Annotated in this window: 1 protein-coding gene (cut by a window edge); it reads right to left on the bottom strand. The window is 70.7% G+C overall.

What is annotated here, in order from left to right; genetic code table 11:
• Positions 1 to 49 precede the first annotated feature (49 nt).
• Positions 50 to 20,941, bottom strand: partial view of a non-ribosomal peptide synthase/polyketide synthase gene (locus ACX9TP_RS40010; RefSeq protein WP_482975940.1) — the final stretch only. Its footprint extends 25,833 nt past the window's final position; 20,892 of the gene's 46,725 nt are visible here — the last part of the coding sequence; the start codon falls outside the window, past its right edge; its stop codon occupies positions 50 to 52.

The following is a 20,941-nucleotide window of genomic DNA, read 5'->3' as shown; positions in this document are numbered from 1 at the left end:
GCCCACTCCGCCAGGAGTGCGCTCAAGCGCTGCGGGGCGGGGCACGGGGTCATGAGGCCTGGCGTTCCGAGAGCCGGAGATGGTGGGCGAGCAGCCGCGCGAGGGCGGTGGCATGGGAGGCGCTCAGCAGCGTGTAGTGGTCGCCTGAGACCTCATGCACGGTGAGCGCCTCGCCCAGCCACTGGCGCCATCCCAGGTCCTCCATCACCGGGGCGCCGACGACGGGTGTGGCGGCGCGGAAGAGGAGGACAGGGCCGCTGTATGGCTTGGGCACGTAGGCGCGCTGCGCCGCGGAGAGCCGGCGGTAGACGGCGAACAGCCGCTCGGCTTGTTCGAGGTCCAGGTTCTGCAGCTCGTTCCCGGGCACACGCCGCGCGTGCTCGAGCACGTACGCGAGCTGCTCCCGGCCCTCCAGCCGTCGCAGGTGCTCCACGTCCAGTGACTGCACCAGCTCCCGCCAGGGCATCCGCAACAGCTGGCCGAAGGTCGCCAGCTGGGAGAGGGCATCCGGCTCGGGAGCCGCCTGGCCCCTGGGCGCGTGGGTGTCGAACATGGCGAGCAGGTCCACGCGCTCCCCGGCCTCCTGGAGCTGGCGTGCCATCTCATACGCCACCAGTCCACCAAAGGACCAACCGCCCAGGGAGTAGGGCCCGTGAGGCTGCACCGCGCGCACCTGGGCCAGGTAGTGGCGCGCGAGGAGCTCGACGGACGCGGGGGGCAGCGCGCCGCCATCCAGGCCGTGCGCGTGCAGGCCGTACACGGGCCTCTCGGAACCGAGCTGGCGGGCCAGGTCCGCGTAGCCCAGCGCGCTGCCACCACCGCCATGGACGAGGAAGAGCGGCTGCTGGGTGGACTCGCCCCTGTCGAGCCGCATCAGGTTGGGCAGGTCGCGGGCCGTGTCCTGTCCCTCCACCCACCGGGCCAGCCGCTCCACGGTGGAGCCCTGGAAGAGCGCCGACACCGGCACCGTGAGGCCGGCGTTCTTCTGGAGGTGCGTCACCAGCCGCACGGCCAGCAGGGAGTGGCCGCCCAGGACGAAGAAGTCGTCGGTGATGCCCACGCGCGGCAGCCGCAGCACAGTGGCGAAGGCCTCCGCGAGCTGCTCCTCCAGGGGCGTGCGCGGGGCGACGTAGGCCGCGCTGGTGGCGGAAACGTCCGGAGCGGGCAGGGCCTTGCGGTCGACCTTGCCGTGGGTGTTGAGGGGCAGTGCCGGCAGGAAGACGAAGGCGGAGGGCACCATGTACTCGGGCAGCGAGCGCAGCAGCGCAGTGCGAAGCTCCGCCGAGTCGAGAGTGCGGCCTTCAGGCGTGACGAGGTAGGCGACGAGGCGCGGGTTGCCGGGGATGTCCTCACGCGCGAGCACCACGGCGCGGCTGATGGTGGGCTCCTTCTCCAGGGCGGCTTCGATTTCACCCAGCTCAATACGGAAGCCCCGCAGCTTCACCTGGAAGTCGATGCGGCCCAGGTAGTCCAGCTCGCCGGTGGCAAGCCAGCGCACCTTGTCGCCGGTGCGGTAGAGACGGCCGCCGGCAGTGGTGCCGAACGGGTCTGGGATGAACTTCTCGGCGGAGAGCTCGGGCCTGCCGAGGTAGCCGCGAGCGACGCCGGCGCCGCCGATGAAGAGCTCACCAGGGACGCCGGTGGGCACCGGTTGCAGGTGCTCGTCGAGGACGTAGACCTGCACGTTGGCGAGCGGCCCGCCCAGCGTGGGCCGTGAGGCGCCACGGATGGAGCGAGCGGTGGTGTCGACGGTGCACTCAGTGGGGCCGTAGACGTTGAAGCAGTGGATGAAGGGGTGGGCCGCCAGCTTCGCCCAGAGGGCTTCGTCCACGGCCTCGCCGCCTACCAGCACGCGCAAGGGGCGTGAGGAGGCCAGTCCCTCTTCCAGCAGCAGGCGCAGGTGCGAGGGTGAGCAGTCGAGCACGTCGAGCTGGTGCTTCTCCACCCACGCCTTGAGCAGCGCCACGTCCTCGCGCGCCGACTGGGGCACGACGCAGAGGGCATGGCCATCTGCCACCTGGATGAGCTGCTTCACCGAGGCGTCGAAGGCGAGCGGGGCGTTGAGGCTGACGCGCAGCGGATTGCCTGCCCCCGCGTAGACGGCGGAAGCCAGGGCCGCGCGCAGGTTCATCACGGAGGCGTGCTGAACCATGACGCCCTTGGGGCGGCCGGTGGAGCCGGAGGTGTAGATGACGTAGGCGAGGTGCGCGGGTGAGGTGACGCGAGGCGGGTTGGCTTCGGACTCGCGAGCGAGCTGCTCACTCACCGCCACCGCGTCCAGGTAGAGGGGCTCCACGCCGGAGCCTTCCATCCGCTCGGACAGGTGGCGCTGGGTGAGGGCCAGAGAGGCGCCGCAGTCCTGGAGCATGAAGGCCAGCCGCTCACGCGGGTAGGCGGGGTCCATGGGGACGTAGGCGCCGCCAGCCTTGAGGATGGCGAGGACGGCGACCACCATGTCCACGCCGCGCTCCATGCAGAGCGCGACGCGCACTTCGGGCCCGACGCCGCGCTGGCGCAGCGCATGGGAAAGTCGGTTGGCCTGGCGGTTGAGCTGAGCGAAGGACAGCGAGGCGGAGTCAACGAGGACGGCCAGCGCATCCGGCGTACGAGCAGCCTGCACCTCGAAGCGCTCGTGCAGCGCGCCGTCCCAGCCCAGCTCCTGGCGGGTGTCATTCCACTGCACCAGCACCTGCTGGCGCTCCGGCGCATCCATCAGCGGCAGCATGCCCAGGGGCGAGTCCGGGGAGGCCACGGCGGCTTCCAGCAGGGTGCGCAGGTGGTGCGCCATGCGGGCCACGGTGGACGGCTCGAAGAGGTCGGTGCGGTAGGTGAGCGCGCCGGCCAGGCCCTGAGACGTCTGCGCGAGAGCCAACGTCAGGTCGAACTTCGCCGCCGACAAGTCGGCTTGCACGGGGGAGAGCTTCAGCGGCGGCAGTCCGCCGCGGCTGCTGCCCAGCTCCACTGCCTGCTCGGGGGTGTTCTGCAGGGTGAGCATGACCTGGAAGAGAGGCGAGTGGCCCAGGCTGCGCTGGGGGTGCAGCTCCTCGACGAGCTTCTCGAAGGGCACGTCCTGGTGCTCGTAGGCGGCCAGGGTGGTGGTGCGCACCTGGGCCAGCAGCTGGCGGAAGCTGGCGTCGGGCCGCACGCGAGAGCGCAGCACGAGGGTATTGACGAAGAAGCCGATGAGGCCCTCGGTTTCGGCGCGGGTGCGGCCGGCGATGGGAGAGCCGACGACGACGTCGTCCTGGCCGGAGTAGCGGGCCAGCAGCGTCTGGAAGACGGCCAGCAGCGCCATGAAGGGAGTGGCGCCCTCCTGGTGGCAGAGGGCCAGCAGGGCCTCGGTGAGAGGTGCGGGCAGCAGCACGGGCTGGCCGGCACCGCGGTGGGACTGGACGGCGGGGCGGGGCTTGTCGGTGGGCAGCTCCAGCAGGGCGGGAGCGCCGGTCAGCTGCTGCTTCCAGAAGTCGAGCTGGCGCTGGAGCACCTCACCCTGAAGCCAGGCGCGCTGCCACACCGCGTAGTCGGCGTACTGGAGGGGCAATGGCGCGAGGCGGGGCACCTCACCCGCGGCGATGGCCGCGTAGAGCGCCACCAACTCACGCACCAGCACGCCCATGGACCAACCGTCGGAGACGATGTGGTGCATCGTCACCAGCAGCACGTGGTCGTCGGGGCTGAGGCGCAGCAGGGATGCGCGCAGCAGCGGGCCGTCGCTCAAGGAGAAGGGCCTGCGGGCCTCTTCGGCGGCAAGCCGCAGGGCCTGGGCCTCGCGCTCATCCTGCGCGCCGTACCCGCTCAGGTCCACGACCGGCAGCGAGAAGTCGAATGCCGGGTGGATGAGCTGCACGGGCTCGCCGTTGCTGGAGGCGAAGGTGGTGCGAAGCGACTCGTGACGCTGGACGAGGGCGAGGAAGGCCTGCTCGAGGGAGGCCACGTCCAGCACGCCCTGCACGCGCAGGGCGGTGGGGATGTTGTAGGCGGAGCTGCCCGGCTCAATCTGGTCGATGAGCCACAGGCGCTGCTGGGCGAAGGAGAGGGGAGGCGCGCCCGTCGGGGCCATGTGTACCAGCGGGGGCGCCTGGGGAGCCTTCTCGCGCTGGGCGGCGTCGATGCGCTGGGCGAGAGCGGCCAGGATGGGCGCCTCGAAGATGGCACGCAGGGGCAATTCGATGCCGAAGGCGGCGCGGATGCGGGAGACGAGCTGGGTGGCCAGCAGCGAGTGACCGCCGAGGGCGAAGAAGTTGTCCTCCACGCCCACACGCTCCAGTCGCAGCACCTGGGCCCATGCAGCGACCAACCGCTCCTCGGTGGGCGTGCGCGGGGCGACGTATGCGGTGGCGGAGGCCGGGGCGTCCGGCGCGGGCAGGGCCCTCCTGTCCAACTTGGCGTTGGAGGTGAGGGGCAGGGAGTCCAGGCGCACGAGAGCGGAGGGCACCATGAACTCGGGCAGCCGCTGCTGGAGGAAGGCGCGCAGGGCGGCGGTGTCGAGGGGCTCGGGGGCCACGACGTAGCCCACCAGGCGCTTGTCGCCGGGCACGTCCTCGCGCACGACGGCAACGGCCTCGCGCACCGCGGAGTGCGCCAGCAGGGCCGTTTCGACTTCGGCCAGTTCAATGCGGAAGCCGCGCAGCTTCACCTGCGCATCCATGCGGCCGAGGAACTCGAGGGTGCCATCGGCGCGCCAGCGCACCTTGTCACCGGAGCGGTAGAGGCGGGCTCCCGGCACGCTGGAGAAGGCGTCGGGGATGAAGCGCTCGGCGGTGAGGCTCGGCTGCTCCACGTACCCACGAGCCAGGCCGTCGCCGCCAATGAAGAGCTCTCCGGGGATGCCCACGGGCACCGGCAGGCCGTACGCGTCCAGCACGTAGAGGTGCGTATTGCCAACAGGGCCGCCAATGGGAAGCGAGGCCGCTGCCTGCGCCGGGTCCGTCATGCGGAAGTAGGACGCGAGGACGGTGGACTCGGTGGGGCCGTAGGCGTTGGTGACGGGCAGGCCCAGCTCCTCCAGCACACGGCGGGCGTGGGGAGCGGAGACGACGTCGCCGCCGGTCAGCACCTGCTTGAGAGAGCGCAGGGATTGAAGGTGGCCCTCCACCATCTGGGTGAAGAGGCCGGAGGTGAGAAAGAGGGTGGTGACGCGCGACTGGAGAAGGGTGCGTCCCAGCTCCTCGAGGGAAGGAGGCTGGGGAGGCATGACAACGAGGCGGGAGCCATGCAGCAGCGCGCCCCACAGCTCCAGCGTGGAGGCGTCGAAGGAGATGGGCGCCAGCTGCAGGAAGGTTTCGTCCGGACCGAAGTGCGCGTAGTCGACACCGAAGACAGTGCGCAGCACGGCGGCCTGCGGAATGCCCACGCCCTTGGGCCGGCCAGTGCTGCCCGAGGTGAAGTCGATGTACGCGAGGCTCTGGGGCAGCGCGGCCATTGGCGGCGAGTGCGTGGGCTGGCCCTCCAGAGACACTTCCTCCAGCACCACCGTGGACAGGCTGTCGGAGGGGATCTTGGGCAGCAGCGCGCGGGAGGTGACAAGCACGCGCGGGCGCGAGTCCTCCACCATGGCGTGCAGACGCTCACGCGGGTAGCTGGAGTCGAGCGGGACGTAGGCGCCGCCGGCCTTGAGGATGGCCACCAGCGCCACCACCAGCTCCAGCGAGCGCTCCAGGGCAATGGCCACGCGTGAATCGGTGGACACACCCAGGTCCCGCAGGTGCCAGGCCAGTTGGTTGGCGCGCGCGTCGAGCTGCCGGTAGGTGAGCTTGGAGTCGCCGAACTCGACGGCCACCTTGTCGGGATGGCGCGCCACCACCTGCGAGAGGACCTCGGGCAGGGTGGAGCCGCGCGGGTACTCAGTGGTGGTGGCGTTCCACTCCACCAGCACCTGCTGGCGTTCCGCCTCGGTCATCATGGACACGGAGGCCAGGGGCGCCTCGGGCTGGGCCACCAGCGCTTCCACCAGCGTGCGGAAGTGCTCCGCCATGCGCGCGGTCGTGCCAGCCTCGAACAGGTCGGTCCTGTAGTGCAGCGCGCCGAAGTAACCGTCCGGCGTCCGTACCAGGCTCAGCTCCAGCTCGAACTTGACGACGGTGCCGCCAATGCCTTCCACCGCCCCCAGGGTCAGGCCGGGCAGCGCCAGCTGGGGCCTGGGCGTGTTCTGAAGGGTGAAGAGGACCTGCACCAGCGCGGGTCGGCTCAGGTCTCGCTCGGGCTTGAGCTCTTCCACCAGCCGCTCGAAGGGCAGCGCCTGGTGCTCGAAGGCGCCCAGGGTGGTGTCGCGCACCTGGGCCAGCAGCTCGCGGAAGGAGTCCGTGCCGGAGAGGCGGGCGCGCAGAGGCAGCGTGTTGACGAAGAAGCCGATGAGACCTTCCAGCTCCGCCTGGTCACGTCCCGCCACCGGAGAGGCGACGAGGACGTCCTGCTGGCCGGAGTAGCGGCTCAGCAGCAACTGGAAGCTGGCGAGCAGGGCCATGAAGGGAGTGACGCCTTCGCGCTGGCAGGCCTCATCCAGGGCGCGGGCCAGAGGCTCGGGCAGGTGCACCGCGGAGGCGGCGCCGCGCGAGGATTGGACGGCGGGACGGGGCTTGTCGGTGGGCAGCTCCAGGACGTGGGGAGCCCCTGCCAGTCGCTGGCGCCACCAGGCCAATTGCTCGTCCAGCACCGCGCCCTGCAGCCACTGGCGCTGCCAGACCGCGAAGCTGGAGTAGTGCAGCGGCAGCTCAGGAAGCGGAGAGGGCTGGCCCTGGTGGAAGGCGGCGTAGAGGGCAGCCATCTCGCGCACGAGCACGCCCATGGACCAGCCGTCGGAGACGATGTGGTGCATCGTCACCAGCAGCACGTGCTCGGAGGGAGACAGGCGCAGGATGAGAGCGCGCAGCAGCGGGCCGTCGCTCAAGGAGAAGGGCCGCAGGGTCTCCTCGGTGGCCAGGCGGCGGGCCTCGGCCTGCCGCTCCTCGGCGGGCAGGCTGCTCAGGTCCACCACGGGCAGCGGGACGGTGGCGGGCGGGTGGATGAGCTGGATGGGCTGGCCATCGCGCACGGCGAAGGTGGTGCGAAGCGTCTCATGACGGCGCACCACCTCGGTGAGACCGCGCTGGAGGGCCTCCAGGTCCAGCGTGCCCTCCAGCCGCAGTCCGGTGGGCATGTTGTAGAGGGGAGTGCCGGGTTCGAGTTGGTCGATGAACCACAGCCGCTGCTGGGCGAAGGACAGCGGCGGCGCGCCCGTCAGCGTCATGGGGACGAGGGGCGGAATGGCGTGGCCGGGCTTCGTCTGGCGCGCGGTCTCCACGCGGGTGGCGAAGGAGGAGAGGGTGGGGGCCTCGAACAGGGCCCGCACGGGCAGCTCCACCTCGAAGGCCTGGCGCACGCGGGAGATGACCTGGGTGGCCAACAGCGAGTGGCCGCCGAGGGAGAAGAAGTTGTCCTCCACGCTCACCCGCTCCAGCCGCAGCACCTCGGCCCAGATGGAAGCCAGCCGCTGCTCGGTGGGGGTGCGCGGGGCGACGTAGTCGGAGGCGGAAGAGGAGGCGTCCGGGGTGGGCAGGGCCTTGCGGTCCACCTTGCCGTGGGTGTTGAGGGGCAGGGCCTCCAGGAAGACGAAGGCGGAGGGCACCATGTACTCGGGCAGCTTCCGCTGGAGGGAGTCGCGCAGCGCGGCCGTGTCCAGCGAGAGAGCCTCGGAGGGCACCACGTAGGCCACCAGGCGTTGATTGCCGGGCACGTCCTCGCGCGCCAGCACGACGGCGCGGCGCACGCCGTGCGTCCCCTCGAGGGCGGCTTCGATTTCGCCCAGTTCAATTCGGAAGCCGCGCAGCTTCACCTGGAAGTCGATGCGGCCCAGGTAGTCCAGCTCGCCATTGGCCAGCCAGCGCACCTTGTCACCGGTGCGGTAGAGGCGGCCGCCGGGCGTGGTGCCGAACGGGTCCGGGATGAACTTTTCGGCGGAGAGCTCGGGGCGGCCGAGGTAGCCGCGGGCGAGGCCCTCACCGCCGATGAAGAGCTCACCGGGCACGCCGATGGGGACGGGCTGCAGGCGCTCGTCCAGCACGTACATGCGCACGTTGGCGAGCGGCCCGCCCAGGGTGGGGCGGGAGGCGCCACGCACCGCACGCGCGGTGGAGTCCACGGTGCACTCGGTGGGGCCGTAGACGTTGAAGGCGTCGATGCGCGGGTGGTTGGACAGTCGGGTCCACAGCGCTTCGTCCACGGCCTCGCCGCCCACGAGGATGCGTAGGGGCCGCGTGGAGGCCAGCCCTTCATCCAGCAGCACTCGCAGGTGAGAGGGCGAGCAGTCCAGCACGTCAACGCCGTGCCGCTCCACCCAGGAGGTGAGCAGGGCGGCGTCCTGGCGAACGGCCTGGGGCACCACGCACAGCGCGTGCCCGTCGCACAGCTGTACCAACTGCTGGACGGAGGCATCGAACGCCAACGGCGCGTTGAGGCTGACGCGCAGTGCACCCTCGGCCCCCGCGTAGGCGGTGCGGGCAAGAGCGGCGCGCAGGTTCATCACGGAGGCGTGCTGAACCATGACGCCCTTGGGACGCCCGGTGGAGCCGGAGGTGTAGATGACGTAGGCGAGGTGCTCGGGCGAGGTGACGCGGGGTGGGTTGGCTTCGGACTCGCGAGAGAGCTGCTCGCGCACGCCGACGTCATCCAGGCAGAGGGCCTGGACGCCAGAGTCTTCGAAGTGCGCTGCAAGGTGCAGCTGGGTGAGGGCCAGCCGCGCATCGCAGTCCTGGAGCATGAAGGCCAGGCGCTCACGAGGGTAGGCGGGGTCCATGGGAACGTAGGCACCACCGGCCTTGAGGATGGCCAGCAGGGCGACCACCATGTCCACGCCGCGTTCCATGCAGAGGGCGACGCGCACCTCGGGCCCCACGTCGCGCGCGCGCAGCGCATGCGCCAGCTGGTTGGCGTGGAGGTTGAGCTGGGCGAAGGACAGCGACGCGGAGTCATCGAGGACGGCCAGCGCATCTGGCGTGCGTGCTGCCTGCACCTCGAAGCGCTCGTGCAGAGCGCCGTCCCAGCCCAGCTCCTGGCGGGTGTCATTCCACTGCACCAGCACCTGCTGGCGCTCCGGCGCATCCATCAGCGGCAGCAGGCCCAGGGGCGAGTCTGGGGAAGCCACGACGGCCTCCAGCAGGGTGCTCAGGTGGCGCACCATGCGGGCCATGGTGGACGGCTCGAAGAGGTCGGTGCGGTAGTTGAGCGTGCCGGCCAGGCCTTGCGGCGTCTGCGCGAGAGTCAACGTCAGGTCGAACTTCGCGGCCGACAAGTCGGCTTGCATGGGGGAGAGCTTCAGCGGCGGCAGTCCGCCGCGGCTGCTGCCCAGCTCCATGGCCCGCTCGGGCGTGTTCTGCAGGGCGAGCATGACCTGGAAGAGAGGCGAGTGGCCCAGGTTGCGCCGAGGGTGCAGCTCCTCGACGAGCTTCTCGAAGGGCACGTCCTGGTACTCGTAGGCGGCCAGGGTGGTAGCGCGCACCTGGGCCAGCAACTGGCGGAAGCTGGCGTCGGGCCGGACGCGAGAGCGCAGCACGAGGGTGTTGACGAAGAAGCCGATGAGGCCCTCGGTTTCGGCGCGGGTGCGGCCGGCGATGGGAGAGCCCACGACGACGTCGTCCTGGCCGGAGTAGCGCGCCAACAGCGTCTGGAAGACAGCCAGCAGCGCCATGAAGGGAGTGGCACCCTCCCGGTGGCAGAGGGCCAGCAAGGCTTCCGTCACAGGCGCTGGCAGCAGCACGGGCTGGCTTGCACCGCGCGAGGATTGGACGGCGGGGCGGGGCTTGTCGGTGGGCAGCTCCAGCAGGGCGGGGGCGCCGGTCAGTTGCTGCTTCCAGAAGTCGAGCTGGCGCTGGAGCACGTCACCCTGCAGCCAGGCGCGCTGCCAGGCGGCGAAGCTGGCGTATTGCACCGGCAGGGCGGGCAGGTGGGCCGGGGTGCCGGTGGCATGTGCCGCGTAGAGTGTCACCAACTCACGCACCAGCACGCCCATGGACCAGCCGTCGGAGACGATGTGGTGCATCGTCACCAGCAGCACGTGGTCGTCGGGGCTGAGGCGCAGCAGGGATGCGCGCAGCAGCGGGCCGTCGCTCAAGGAGAAGGGCCTGCGGGCCTCTTCGGTGACAAGCCGCAGGGCCCGGGCTTCGCGCTCTTCCTGCGTGCCGTGCCCGCTCAGGTCCACGACTGACAGCGAGAAGTGCAGTGCCGGGTGGATGAGCTGCACGGGCTCGTTGCCATGCACCGCGAAGGTGGTGCGAAGCGACTCGTGACGCTGGATGAGGGAGCGGAAGGCCTGCTCGAGGGAGGCGACGTCCAGCACGCCCTGCATGCGCCGGGCGGTGGGGATGTTGTAGGCGGGGCTGCCCGGTTCAATCTGGTCGATGAGCCACAGGCGCTGCTGAGCGAAGGAGAGAGGAGGTGCACCCGTCAGGGCCATGGGCACCAGCGAGGAAGCCTGGGGAGCCTTCTTCCGCTGGACGGTGTCGATGCGCCGGGCGAGCGCGGCCAGGGTGGGCGCCTCGAAGATGGCGCGCAGGGAGAGCTCGATGCCGAAGGTGGCGCGGATGCGGGAGACGAGCTGGGTGGCCAGCAGCGAGTGGCCACCCAGGTCGAAGAAGTTGTCCTCCACGCCCACGCGCTCGACGCGCAGCAGTTGCTGCCAGAGCGCGGCCAGCTGCTGCTCCACGGGAGTGGAGGGAGCGACGAAGGTTTCACTGCCTTGCGTGTCGGGCGCGGGTAGGGCCTTCCTGTCCAGCTTGGCGTTGGAGGTAAGGGGCAGGGAGTCCAGGCGCACCAGTGCGGAGGGCACCATGTACTCGGGCAGCCGCTGCTGGAGGAAGGCGCGCAGGGCGGCGGCGTCGAGAGGCTCGGGGGCTACGACGTAGCCCACCAGGCGCTTGTCGCCGGGCACGTCCTCGCGCACGACGGCAACGGCCTCGCGCACCGCGGAGTGCGCCAGCAGGGCCGCTTCGACTTCGGCCAATTCAATGCGGAAGCCGCGCAGCTTCACCTGCGCATCCATGCGGCCGAGGAACTCGAGGGTGCCATCGGCGCGCCAGCGCACCTTGTCACCGGAGCGGTAGAGGCGAGCGCCCGGCACGCTGGAGAAGGCGTCGGGGATGAAGCGCTCGGCGGTGAGGCCCGGCTGCTCCACGTAGCCACGGGCCAGGCCGTCGCCGCCGATGAGCAGCTCGCCCGGAACGCCCACGGGCGCCGGCTGGCCGTACGCGTCCAGCACATAGAGGCGCGTATTGCCAAGAGGGCGGCCAATGGGGAGCGAGGCCGCTGCCTGCGCCGGGTCCGTCATGCGGAAGTAGGAAGCGAAGACGGTGGACTCGGTGGGGCCGTAGCCGTTGGTGACGGGCAGGCCCAGCTCCTCCAGTACACGGCGGGCGTGGGGAGCGGAGACGACGTCGCCGCCGGTCAGCACCTGCTTGAGAGAGCGCAGGGATTGAAGGTGGCCCTCCACCATCTGGGTGAAGAGACCGGAGGTGAGCCAGAGGGTGGTGACGCGCGACTGGAGAAGGGTGCGTCCCAGTTCCTCTAGGGAGGGAGGCTGGGGAGGCATGACGACGAGGCGGGAGCCATGCAACAGCGCGCCCCACAGCTCCAGGGTGGAGGCGTCGAAGGAGATGGGCGCCAGCATCAGGAAGGTTTCGTCCGGACCGAAGTGGGCGAAGTCGACGCCGAAGACGGTGCGCAACACGGCGGCCTGCGGAGTGCCGACGCCCTTGGGCCGGCCGGTGGAGCCGGAGGTGAAGTCGATGTACGCGAGGCTCTGGGGCAGCGCGGCCACCGGCGGCGAGTGCGTGGGCTGCGTGGAGAGCGGTGCATCCTCCAGCACCACCGTGGGCAGGCCGTCGGAGGGGAGCTTGGGCAGCAGTGCGCGGGAGGTGACGAGCACGCGCGGGCGCGAGTCCTCCACCATGGCGGCCAGACGCTCACGCGGGTAGCTGGAGTCGAGCGGGACGTAGGCGCCGCCGGCCTTGAGGATGGCCACCAGGGCCACCACCAGCTCCAGCGAGCGCTCCAGGGCAATGGCCACACGCGAGTCGGTGGACACGCCCAGGCCGCGCAGGTGGTGCGCGAGCTGGTTGGCGCGCGCGTCGAGCTGCCGGTAGGTGAGCTTGGAGTCGCCGAACTCGACGGCCACCTTGTCGGGATGGCGCGCCACCACCTGCGAGAAGACCTCGGGCAGGGTGGAGCCGCGCGGGTACTCAGTGGTGGTGGCGTTCCACTCCACGAGCACCTGCTGGCGCTCGGCCTCGGTCATCATGGCCACGGAGGCCAGGGGCGCCTCGGGCTGGGCCACCAGTGCTTCCACCAGCGTGCGGAAGTGCTCCGCCATGCGCGCGGTCGTGCCTGCCTCGAACAGGTCGGTCCTGTAGTGCAGCGCGCCGAAGTAGCCGTCCGGCGTCCGTACCAGGCTCAGCTCCAGCTCGAACTTGACGACGGTGCCGCCAATGCCTTCCACCGCCCCCAGGGTCAGGCCGGGCAGCGCCAGCTGGGGCCTGGGGGTGTTCTGCAGGGTGAAGAGGACCTGCACCAGCGCAGGTCTGCTCAGGTCGCGCTCGGGCTTGAGCTCTTCCACCAGCCGTTCGAAGGGCAGCGCCTGGTGCTCGAAGGCGCCCAGGGTGGTGTCGCGCACTTGGGCCAGCAGCTCGCGGAAGGAGTCCGTACCGGAGAGGCGGGCGCGAAGAGGCAGCGTGTTGACGAAGAAGCCGATGAGGTCTTCCAGCTCCGCCTGGTCACGTCCTGCCACCGGAGAGGCGACGAGGACGTCCTGCTGGCCAGAGTAGCGGCCCAGCAGCAACTGGAAGCTGGCGAGCAGGGCCATGAAGGGGGTGATGCCTTCACGCTGGCAGGCCTCATCCAGAGCGCGGGCCAGAGGCCCGGGCAGGTGCACCGCGGAGGCGGCGCCGCGCGAGGATTGGACGGCGGGACGGGGCTTGTCGGTGGGCAGGTCCAGGAAGTGGGGAGCCCCCGCCAGTCGCTGGCGCCACCAGGCCAGTTGCTCGTCCAGCACCGCGCCCTGCAGCCACTGGCGCTGCCAGACCGCGAAGCTGGAGTAGTGCAGCGGCAGCTCAGGAAGCGGAGAGGGCTGGCCCTGGTGGAAGGCGGCGTAGAGGGCGGCCATCTCGCGCACGAGCACGCCCATGGACCAGCCGTCGGAGACGATGTGGTGCATCGTCACCAGCAGCACGTGCTCGGAGGGAGACAGGCGCAGGATGAGGGCGCGCAGCAGCGGGCCGTCGCTCAAGGAGAAGGGCCGCAGGGTCTCCTCGGTGGCCAGGCGGCGGGCCTCGGCCTGTCGCTCCGTGGCGGGCAGGCTGCTCAGGTCCACCACAGGAAGAGGGAACTCCCGCGCCGGGTGGATGAGCTGGACGGGCTGGCCGTCGCGCACGGCGAAGGTGGTGCGCAGCGTCTCATGGCGGCGCACCACCTCGGTGAGGCCGCGCTGGAGGGCCTCCTGGTCCAGCGTGCCCTCCAGCCGCAGTCCGGTGGGCATGTTGTAGAGGGGAGTGCCGGGCTCGAGCTGGTCGATGAACCACAGCCGCTGCTGGGCGAAGGACAGCGGCGGTGCGCCCGTGGGCGTCATGGGCACCAGGGGTGGAATGCCGTGGCCGGGCTTCGTCTGGCGCGCGGCCTCCACGCGGGTGGCGAAGGAGGAGAGGGTGGGGGCCTCGAACAGGGCCCGCACGGGCAGCTCCACCTCGAAGGCCTGGCGCACGCGGGAGATGACCTGGGTGGCCAACAGCGAGTGGCCGCCGAGGGAGAAGAAGTTGTCCTCCACGCTCACCCGCTCCAGCCGCAGCACCTCGGCCCAGATGGAAGCCAGCCGCTGCTCGGTGGGGGTGCGCGGGGCGACGTAGTCGGAGGCGGAAGAGGAGGCGTCCGGAGCGGGCAGGGCCTTGCGGTCCACCTTGCCGTGGGTGTTGAGGGGCAGTGCCGGCAGGAAGACGAAGGCGGAGGGCACCATGTACTCGGGCAGCGAGCGCAGCAGCGCAGTGCGAAGCTCCGCCGAGTCGAGGGTGCGGCCTTCAGGCGTGACGAGCCAGGCGACGAGGCGCGGGTTGCCGGGGACGTCCTCACGCGCGAGCACCACGGCGCGGTTGACGCCGGACTCCTTTTCCAATGCGGCTTCGATTTCGCCCAACTCGATGCGGAAGCCGCGCAGCTTCACCTGGAAGTCGATGCGGCCCAGGTAGTCCAGCTCACCGTTGGCCAGCCAGCGCACCTTGTCACCGGTGCGGTAGAGGCGGCCGCCGGGCGTGGTGCCGAACGGGTCCGGCACGAAGCGCTCCGCGGTGAGCTCGGGGCGGCCGAGGTAGCCGCGGGCGAGGCCCTCACCGCCGATGAAGAGCTCACCGGGCACGCCGATGGGGACAGGCTGCAGGCGCTCGTCCAGCACGTACATGCGCACGTTGGCGAGCGGCCCGCCCAGGGTGGGGCGGGAGGCGCCACGCACCGCGCGCGCGGTGGAGTCCACGGTGCACTCGGTGGGGCCGTAGACGTTGAAGGCGTCGATGAGCGGGTGGTTGGACAGCCGGGTCCACAGCGCCTCGTCCACGGCCTCGCCGCCCACGAGGATGCGCAGGGGCCGCGTGGAGGCCAGCCCTTCATCCAGCAGCACTCGCAGGTGAGAGGGCGAGCAGTCCAGCACGTCAACGCCGTGCCGCTCCACCCAGGAGGTGAGCAGGGCGGCGTCCTGGCGAACGGCCTGGGGCACCACGCACAGCGCGTGCCCGTCGCACAGCTGTACCAACTGCTGGACGGAGGCATCGAACGCCAGCGGCGCGTTGAGGCTCACCCGGAGGGCCGTCTCCACGCCCGAGTAGGCGGTGCGGGCAAGGGCGGCACGCAGGTTCATCACGGAGGCGTGCTGAACCATGACGCCCTTGGGACGCCCGGTGGAGCCGGAGGTGTAGATGACGTAGGCGAGGTGCTCGGGCGAGGTGACGCGAGGCGGGTTGGCTTCGGACTCGCGAGAGAGCTGCTCACGCACCGCCACCTCGTCCAGGTAGAGGGGCTCCACGCCGGAGCCTTCCATCCGCTCGGACAGGTGGCGCTGGGTGAGGGCCAGCCGCGCATCGCAATCCTGGAGCATGAAGGCCAGGCGCTCACGAGGGTAGGCGGGGTCCATGGGGACGTAGGCACCACCGGCCTTGAGGATGGCGAGGACGGCCACCACCATGTCCACGCCGCGCTCCATGCAGAGGGCGACGCGCACCTCGGGCCCCACGCCGCGCTGGCGCAGCGCATGGGAAAGTCGGTTGGCCTGGCGGTTGAGCTGAGCGAAGGACAGCGAGGCGGAGTCATCGAGCACCGCGACGGCGTCGGGGGTGCGCGAAGCCTGCACCTCGAAGCGCTCGTGCAGCGCGCCGTCCCAGCCCAGCTCCTGGCGGGTGTCGTTCCACTGCACCAGCACCTGCTGGCGCTCTGGCGCATCCATCAGCGGCAGCAGGCCCAGGGGCGAGTCGGGCGAGGCGACGGCGGCTTCCAGCAGGGTGCGCAGGTGGTGCGCCATGCGGGCCATGGTGGACGGCTCGAAGAGGTCGGTGCGGTAGGTGAGCCCACCGATCAGGCCTTGAGGCGTCTGCGCCAGTGACAAGGTCAGGTCGAACTTCGCGGCCGACAAGTCGGCTTCCACGGGGGAGAGCTTCAGCGGAGGCAGTCCGCCGCGGTTGCTGCCCAGCTCCATGGCCCGCTCGGGCGTGTTCTGCAGGGCGAGCATGACCTGGAAGAGGGGCGAGTGGCCCAGGCTGCGCTGGGGGTGCAACTCCTCGACGAGCTTCTCGAAGGGCACGTCCTGGTGCTCATAGGCGGCCAGGGTGGTGGCTCGCACCTGGGCCAGCAGCTGGCGGAAGCTGGCGTCGGGCTGCACGCGAGAGCGCAGCACGAGGGTGTTGACGAAGAAGCCGATGAGGCCCTCGGTTTCGGCGCGGGTGCGGCCGGCGATGGGAGAGCCGACGACGACGTCGTCCTGGCCGGAGTAGCGGGCCAGCAGCGTCTGGAAGACGGCCAGCAGGGCCATGAAGGGAGTGGCACCCTCCTGGTGGCAGAGGGCCAGCAGGGCCTCGGTGAGAGGCGCCGGCAGCAGCACGGGCTGGCTGGCACCGCGCGAGGATTGGACGGCGGGGCGGGGCTTGTCGGTGGGCAGCTCCAGCAAGGCGGGAGCGCCGGTCAGCTGCTGCTTCCAGAAGTCGAGCTGGCGCTGGAGTACCTCACCCTGAAGCCAGGCACGCTGCCAGGCGGCGAAGCTGGCGTATTGCACCGGCAGCGCGGGCAGGAGGGCCGGGGTGCCGTTGGCATGCGCCGCATAGAGCGCAACCAACTCACGCACCAGCACGCCCATGGACCAACCGTCGGAGACGATGTGGTGCATCGTCACCAGCAGCACGTGGTCGTCGGAGCTGAGGCGCAGCAGGGATGCGCGCAGCAGCGGGCCGTCGCTCAAGGAGAAGGGCCGGCGGGCCTCTTCGGTGGCAAGCCGCAGGGCCTGGGCTTCGCGCTCCTCCTGCGCGCTCAGGTCCACGACTGGCAGAGAGAAGTCCGATGCTGGATGGATGAGCTGAATGGGCTCGCCGTCATGCACCGCGAAGGTGGTGCGAAGCGACTCGTGGCGCTGGATGAGGGAACGGAAGGCCTGCTCGAGGGAGGCAACGTCCAGCGAGCCCTGCACGCGCAGGGCGGAGGGGATGTTGTAGGCGGGGCTGCCGGGCTCAATCTGGTCGATGAGCCACAGGCGCTGCTGAGCGAAGGAGAGGGGAGGTGCACCCGTCAGCGCCATGGGCACCAGCGGGGGCGCCTGGGGAGACTTCTCCCGCTGGGCGGCGTCGATGCGCCGGGCGAGCGCGGCCAGGATGGGCGCCTCGAAGATGGCGCGCACGGGCAGCTCGATGCCGAAGGCGGCACGGATGCGGGAAACGAGCTGGGTGGCCAGCAGCGAGTGACCGCCGAGGGCGAAGAAGTCTTCCTCCACGCTCACCCGCTCCAACCGCAGCACCTCGGCCCAGATGGAAGCCAGCTGCTGCTCGGTGGGGGTGCGCGGGGCAACGTACTCGGAGGCGGAAGAGGAGGCGTCCGGGGCGGGCAGCGCCTTGCGGTCGACCTTGCCGTGGGTGTTGAGGGGCAGGGCCGGCAGGAAGACGAAGGCGGAGGGCACCATGTACTCGGGCAGCGAGCGCAGCAGCGAGGAGCGCAGCGCGGCCGAGTCGAGGGGGTGGCCCTCGGGCGTGACGAGGTAGGCGACGAGGCGCGGGTTGCCGGGGACGTCCTCGCGAGCGAGCACCACGGCGCGGCTGACGCTGGCCTCCTGCTCCAGGGCGGCTTCGATTTCGCCCAGCTCGATGCGGAAGCCGCGCAGCTTCACCTGGAAGTCGATGCGGCCCAGGTAGTCCAGCTCACCGTTGGCAAGCCAGCGCACCTTGTCGCCGGTGCGGTAGAGGCGGCCGCCGGGCGTGGTGCCGAACGGGTCCGGGATGAACTTCTCGGCGGAGAGCTCGGGCCTGCCGAGGTAGCCGCGAGCGACGCCTGCGCCGCCGATGAAGAGCTCACCGGGGACGCCGGTGGGCACCGGCTGCATGCGCTCGTCGAGGACGTAGACCTGCACGTTGGCGAGTGGCCCGCCGAGGGTGGGCCGTGAGGCGCCGCGAATGGCACGGGCAGTGGTGTCGACGGTGCACTCGGTGGGGCCGTAGACGTTGAAGCAGTGGATGAAGGGGTGGGCCGCCAGCTTCGCCCAGAGCGCTTCGTCCACGGCCTCACCGCCCACCAGCACGCGCAAGGGGCGTGAGGAGGCCAGTCCCTCTTCCAGCAGCAGGCGCAGGTGAGAAGGAGAGCAGTCGAGGACGTCGAGCTGGTGCTTCTCCACCCACGCCTTGAGCAGGGCGACGTCTTCGCGAGCGGCCTGGGGCACGACGCACAGGGCGTGGCCGTCGGCGACCTGGATGAGTTGCTTCACCGAGGCGTCGAAGGCGAGAGGCGCGTTGAGGCTGACGCGCAGCGCGCCCTCGGCTCCCGCGTAGACGGCGGAAGCGAGCGCGGCACGCAGGTTCATCACGGAGGCGTGCTGAACCATGACGCCCTTGGGACGTCCGGTGGAGCCGGAGGTGTAGATGACGTAGGCGAGGTGCTCGGGCGAGGTGACGTGGGCCGGGTTGGCTTCGGACTCGCGAGCGAGCTGCTCGCGAACGCTCGCGTCATCCAGGCAGACGACGTGCGCGCCGGAGTCCTCGAAGTGCGCGGCGAGGTGCAGTTGGGTGAGTGCCAGCCGCGCACCGCAGTCCTGGAGCATGAAAGCCAGCCGCTCGCGCGGGTAGGCCGGGTCCATGGGGACGTAGGCGCCGCCGGCCTTGAGGATGGCGAGGACGGCCACCACCATGTCCACGCCGCGCTCCATGCAGAGCGCAACGCGCACCTCGGGACCCACGCCGCGCTGGCGCAGCGCATGCGCCAGCTGGTTGGCCTGACGGTTGAGCTGAGCGAAGGACAGCGAGGCGGAGTCATCGAGGACGGCCAGCGCATCTGGCGTGCGTGCTGCCTGCACCTCGAAGCGCTCGTGCAGCGCGCCGTCCCAGCCCAGCTCCTGGCGGGTGTCATTCCACTGCATCAGCACCTGCTGGCGCTCTGGTGCATCCATCAACGGCAGCAGGCCCAGAGGCGAGTCGGGCGAGGCGACGGCGGCTTCCAGCAGGGTGCGCAGGTGGTGCGCCATGCGGGCCATGGTGGACGGCTCGAAGAGGTCGGTGCGGTAGGTGAGCCCACCGACCAGGCCTTGCGGCGTCTGGGCCAGAGCCAACTTCAGGTCGAACTTCGCGGCCGACAAGTCGGCCTGCATGGGGGAGAGCTTCAGCGGCGGCAAGCCGTCGCGTCCGCTGCCCAGCTCCACGGCCTGCTCGGGCGTGTTCTGCAGGGTGAGCATGACCTGGAAGAGAGGCGAGTGGCCCAGGCTGCGCTGGGGGTGCAGCTCCTCCACCAGCTTCTCGAAGGGCACGTCCTGGTGCTCGTAGGCGGCCAGGGTGGTGGTGCGCACCTGGGCCAGCAACTGGCGGAAGCTGGCGTCGGGCCGCACGCGAGAGCGCAGCACGAGGGTGTTGACGAAGAAGCCGATGAGGCCCTCGGTTTCGGCGCGGGTGCGGCCGGCGATGGGAGAGCCGACGACGACGTCGTCCTGGCCGGAGTAGCGGGCCAGCAGCGTCTGGAAGACGGCCAGCAGGGCCATGAAGGGGGTAGCGCCCTCCTGGTGGCAGAGGGCCAGCAAGGCTTCCGTCACAGGCGCTGGCAGCAGCACGGGCTGGCTGGCGCCGCGCGAGGATTGGACGGCGGGGCGGGGCTTGTCGGTAGGCAGCTCCAGCAGGGCGGGAGCGCCGGTCAGCTGCTGCTTCCAGAAGTCGAGCTGGCGCTGGAGCACCTCACCCTGAAGCCAGGCGCGCTGCCACACCGCGTAGTCGGCGTACTGAAGGGGCAATGGCGCGAGGCGGGGCACTTCACCCGAGGCGATGGCCGCGTAGAGCGCCACCAACTCGCGCACCAGCACGCCCATGGACCAGCCGTCGGAGACGATGTGGTGCATCGTCACCAGGAGCACGTGGTCGTCGGAGCCCAGTCGCAGCAGGCGGGCGCGCAGCAGCGGGCCGTCGCTCAAGGAGAAGGGCCTGCGGGCCTCTTCGGTGGCAAGTCGCAGGGCCTGGGCTTCGCGCTCCTCCTGCGCGCTCAGGTCCACGACTGGCAGCGAGAAGTCCGATGCCGGGTGGATGAGCTGCACGGGCTCGCCGTTGCTGGAGGCGAAGGTGGTGCGAAGCGACTCGTGGCGCTCGGTGAGCGCACGGAAGGCACGCTGCAGGGAGGCCACGTCCAGCGCGCCCTGCACGCGCAGGGTGGTGGGGATGTTGTAGGCGGAGCTGCCCGGTTCAATCTGGTCGATGAGCCACAGGCGCTGCTGAGCGAAGGAGAGAGGAGGCGCGCCCGTCGGGGCCATGTGCTCCAGCGGGGGCGCTTGGGGAGCCTTCTCCCGCTGGACGGCGTCGATGCGCCGGGCAAGGGCGGCCAGGGTGGGCGCCTCGAAGATGGCTCGCAGGGGCAGCTCGATACCGAAGGCGGCACGGATGCGGGAGACGAGCTGGGTGGCCAGCAGCGAGTGGCCGCCGAGGGCGAAGAAGCTGTCTTCCACGCCCACGCGCTCGACGCGCAGCAGTTGCTGCCAGAGCGTGGCGAGCTGCTGCTCCACGGGAGTGGAGGGCGCGACGAAGGTGTCGCTGCCCTGCGTGTCGGGCGCGGGCAGGGCCTTTCTGTCCACCTTGCCGTTGGGCGTCAGCGGCAGGGCCTCCAGCACCAGGATGGCGGAGGGCACCATGTACTCGGGCAGGTGCTGCTGGATGGCGGAGCGCAGTGTCCCGGCCTCCAGCGAGTGGCCTTCGGCGGCCACGACGTACGCCACCAGGCGCGGGCTGCCGGGCACGTCCTCGCGCACGAGGACGACGGCATCACGCATTCCGGGCTGTTGCTGGAGGGCGGCCTCGATTTCGCCTGGCTCGATGCGCTGGCCGCGCAGCTTCACCTGGAAGTCGATGCGGCCCAGGTACTCCAGCGTACCGTCGGTCCGCCAGCGCACCTTGTCACCCGTGCGGTACAGGCGCGCCCCGGCCTGGGTGCCGGAGGGGGCGGGCACGAAGCGCTCGGCGGTGAGATGAGGCCGGCCCAGGTAGCCATGTGCCAGCTGCACGCCACCGAGGAAGAGCTCTCCCGGTACGCCAACGGGCACCGGCCGCAGGTGCGCGTCCAGCACGTAGGCCTGGGTATTGGCCACCGGGCGGCCGATGGGAACGGTGAGTCCGGACTGCGCGTCCGCGGCCTCGGAGAAGGTCGCGTCGATGGTGACTTCGGTGGGGCCGTAGAGGTTGACCAGGCGGACCGCGGGCAGCGCGGCGCGCAGGCGCGGGACCAGCTCGGC

It is taken from the genome of Pyxidicoccus sp. M15, from assembly GCF_056858435.1.
The sequence above is the reverse complement of the archived record's forward strand: the minus strand, read 5'-3'. Positions and strand labels throughout refer to the sequence as shown.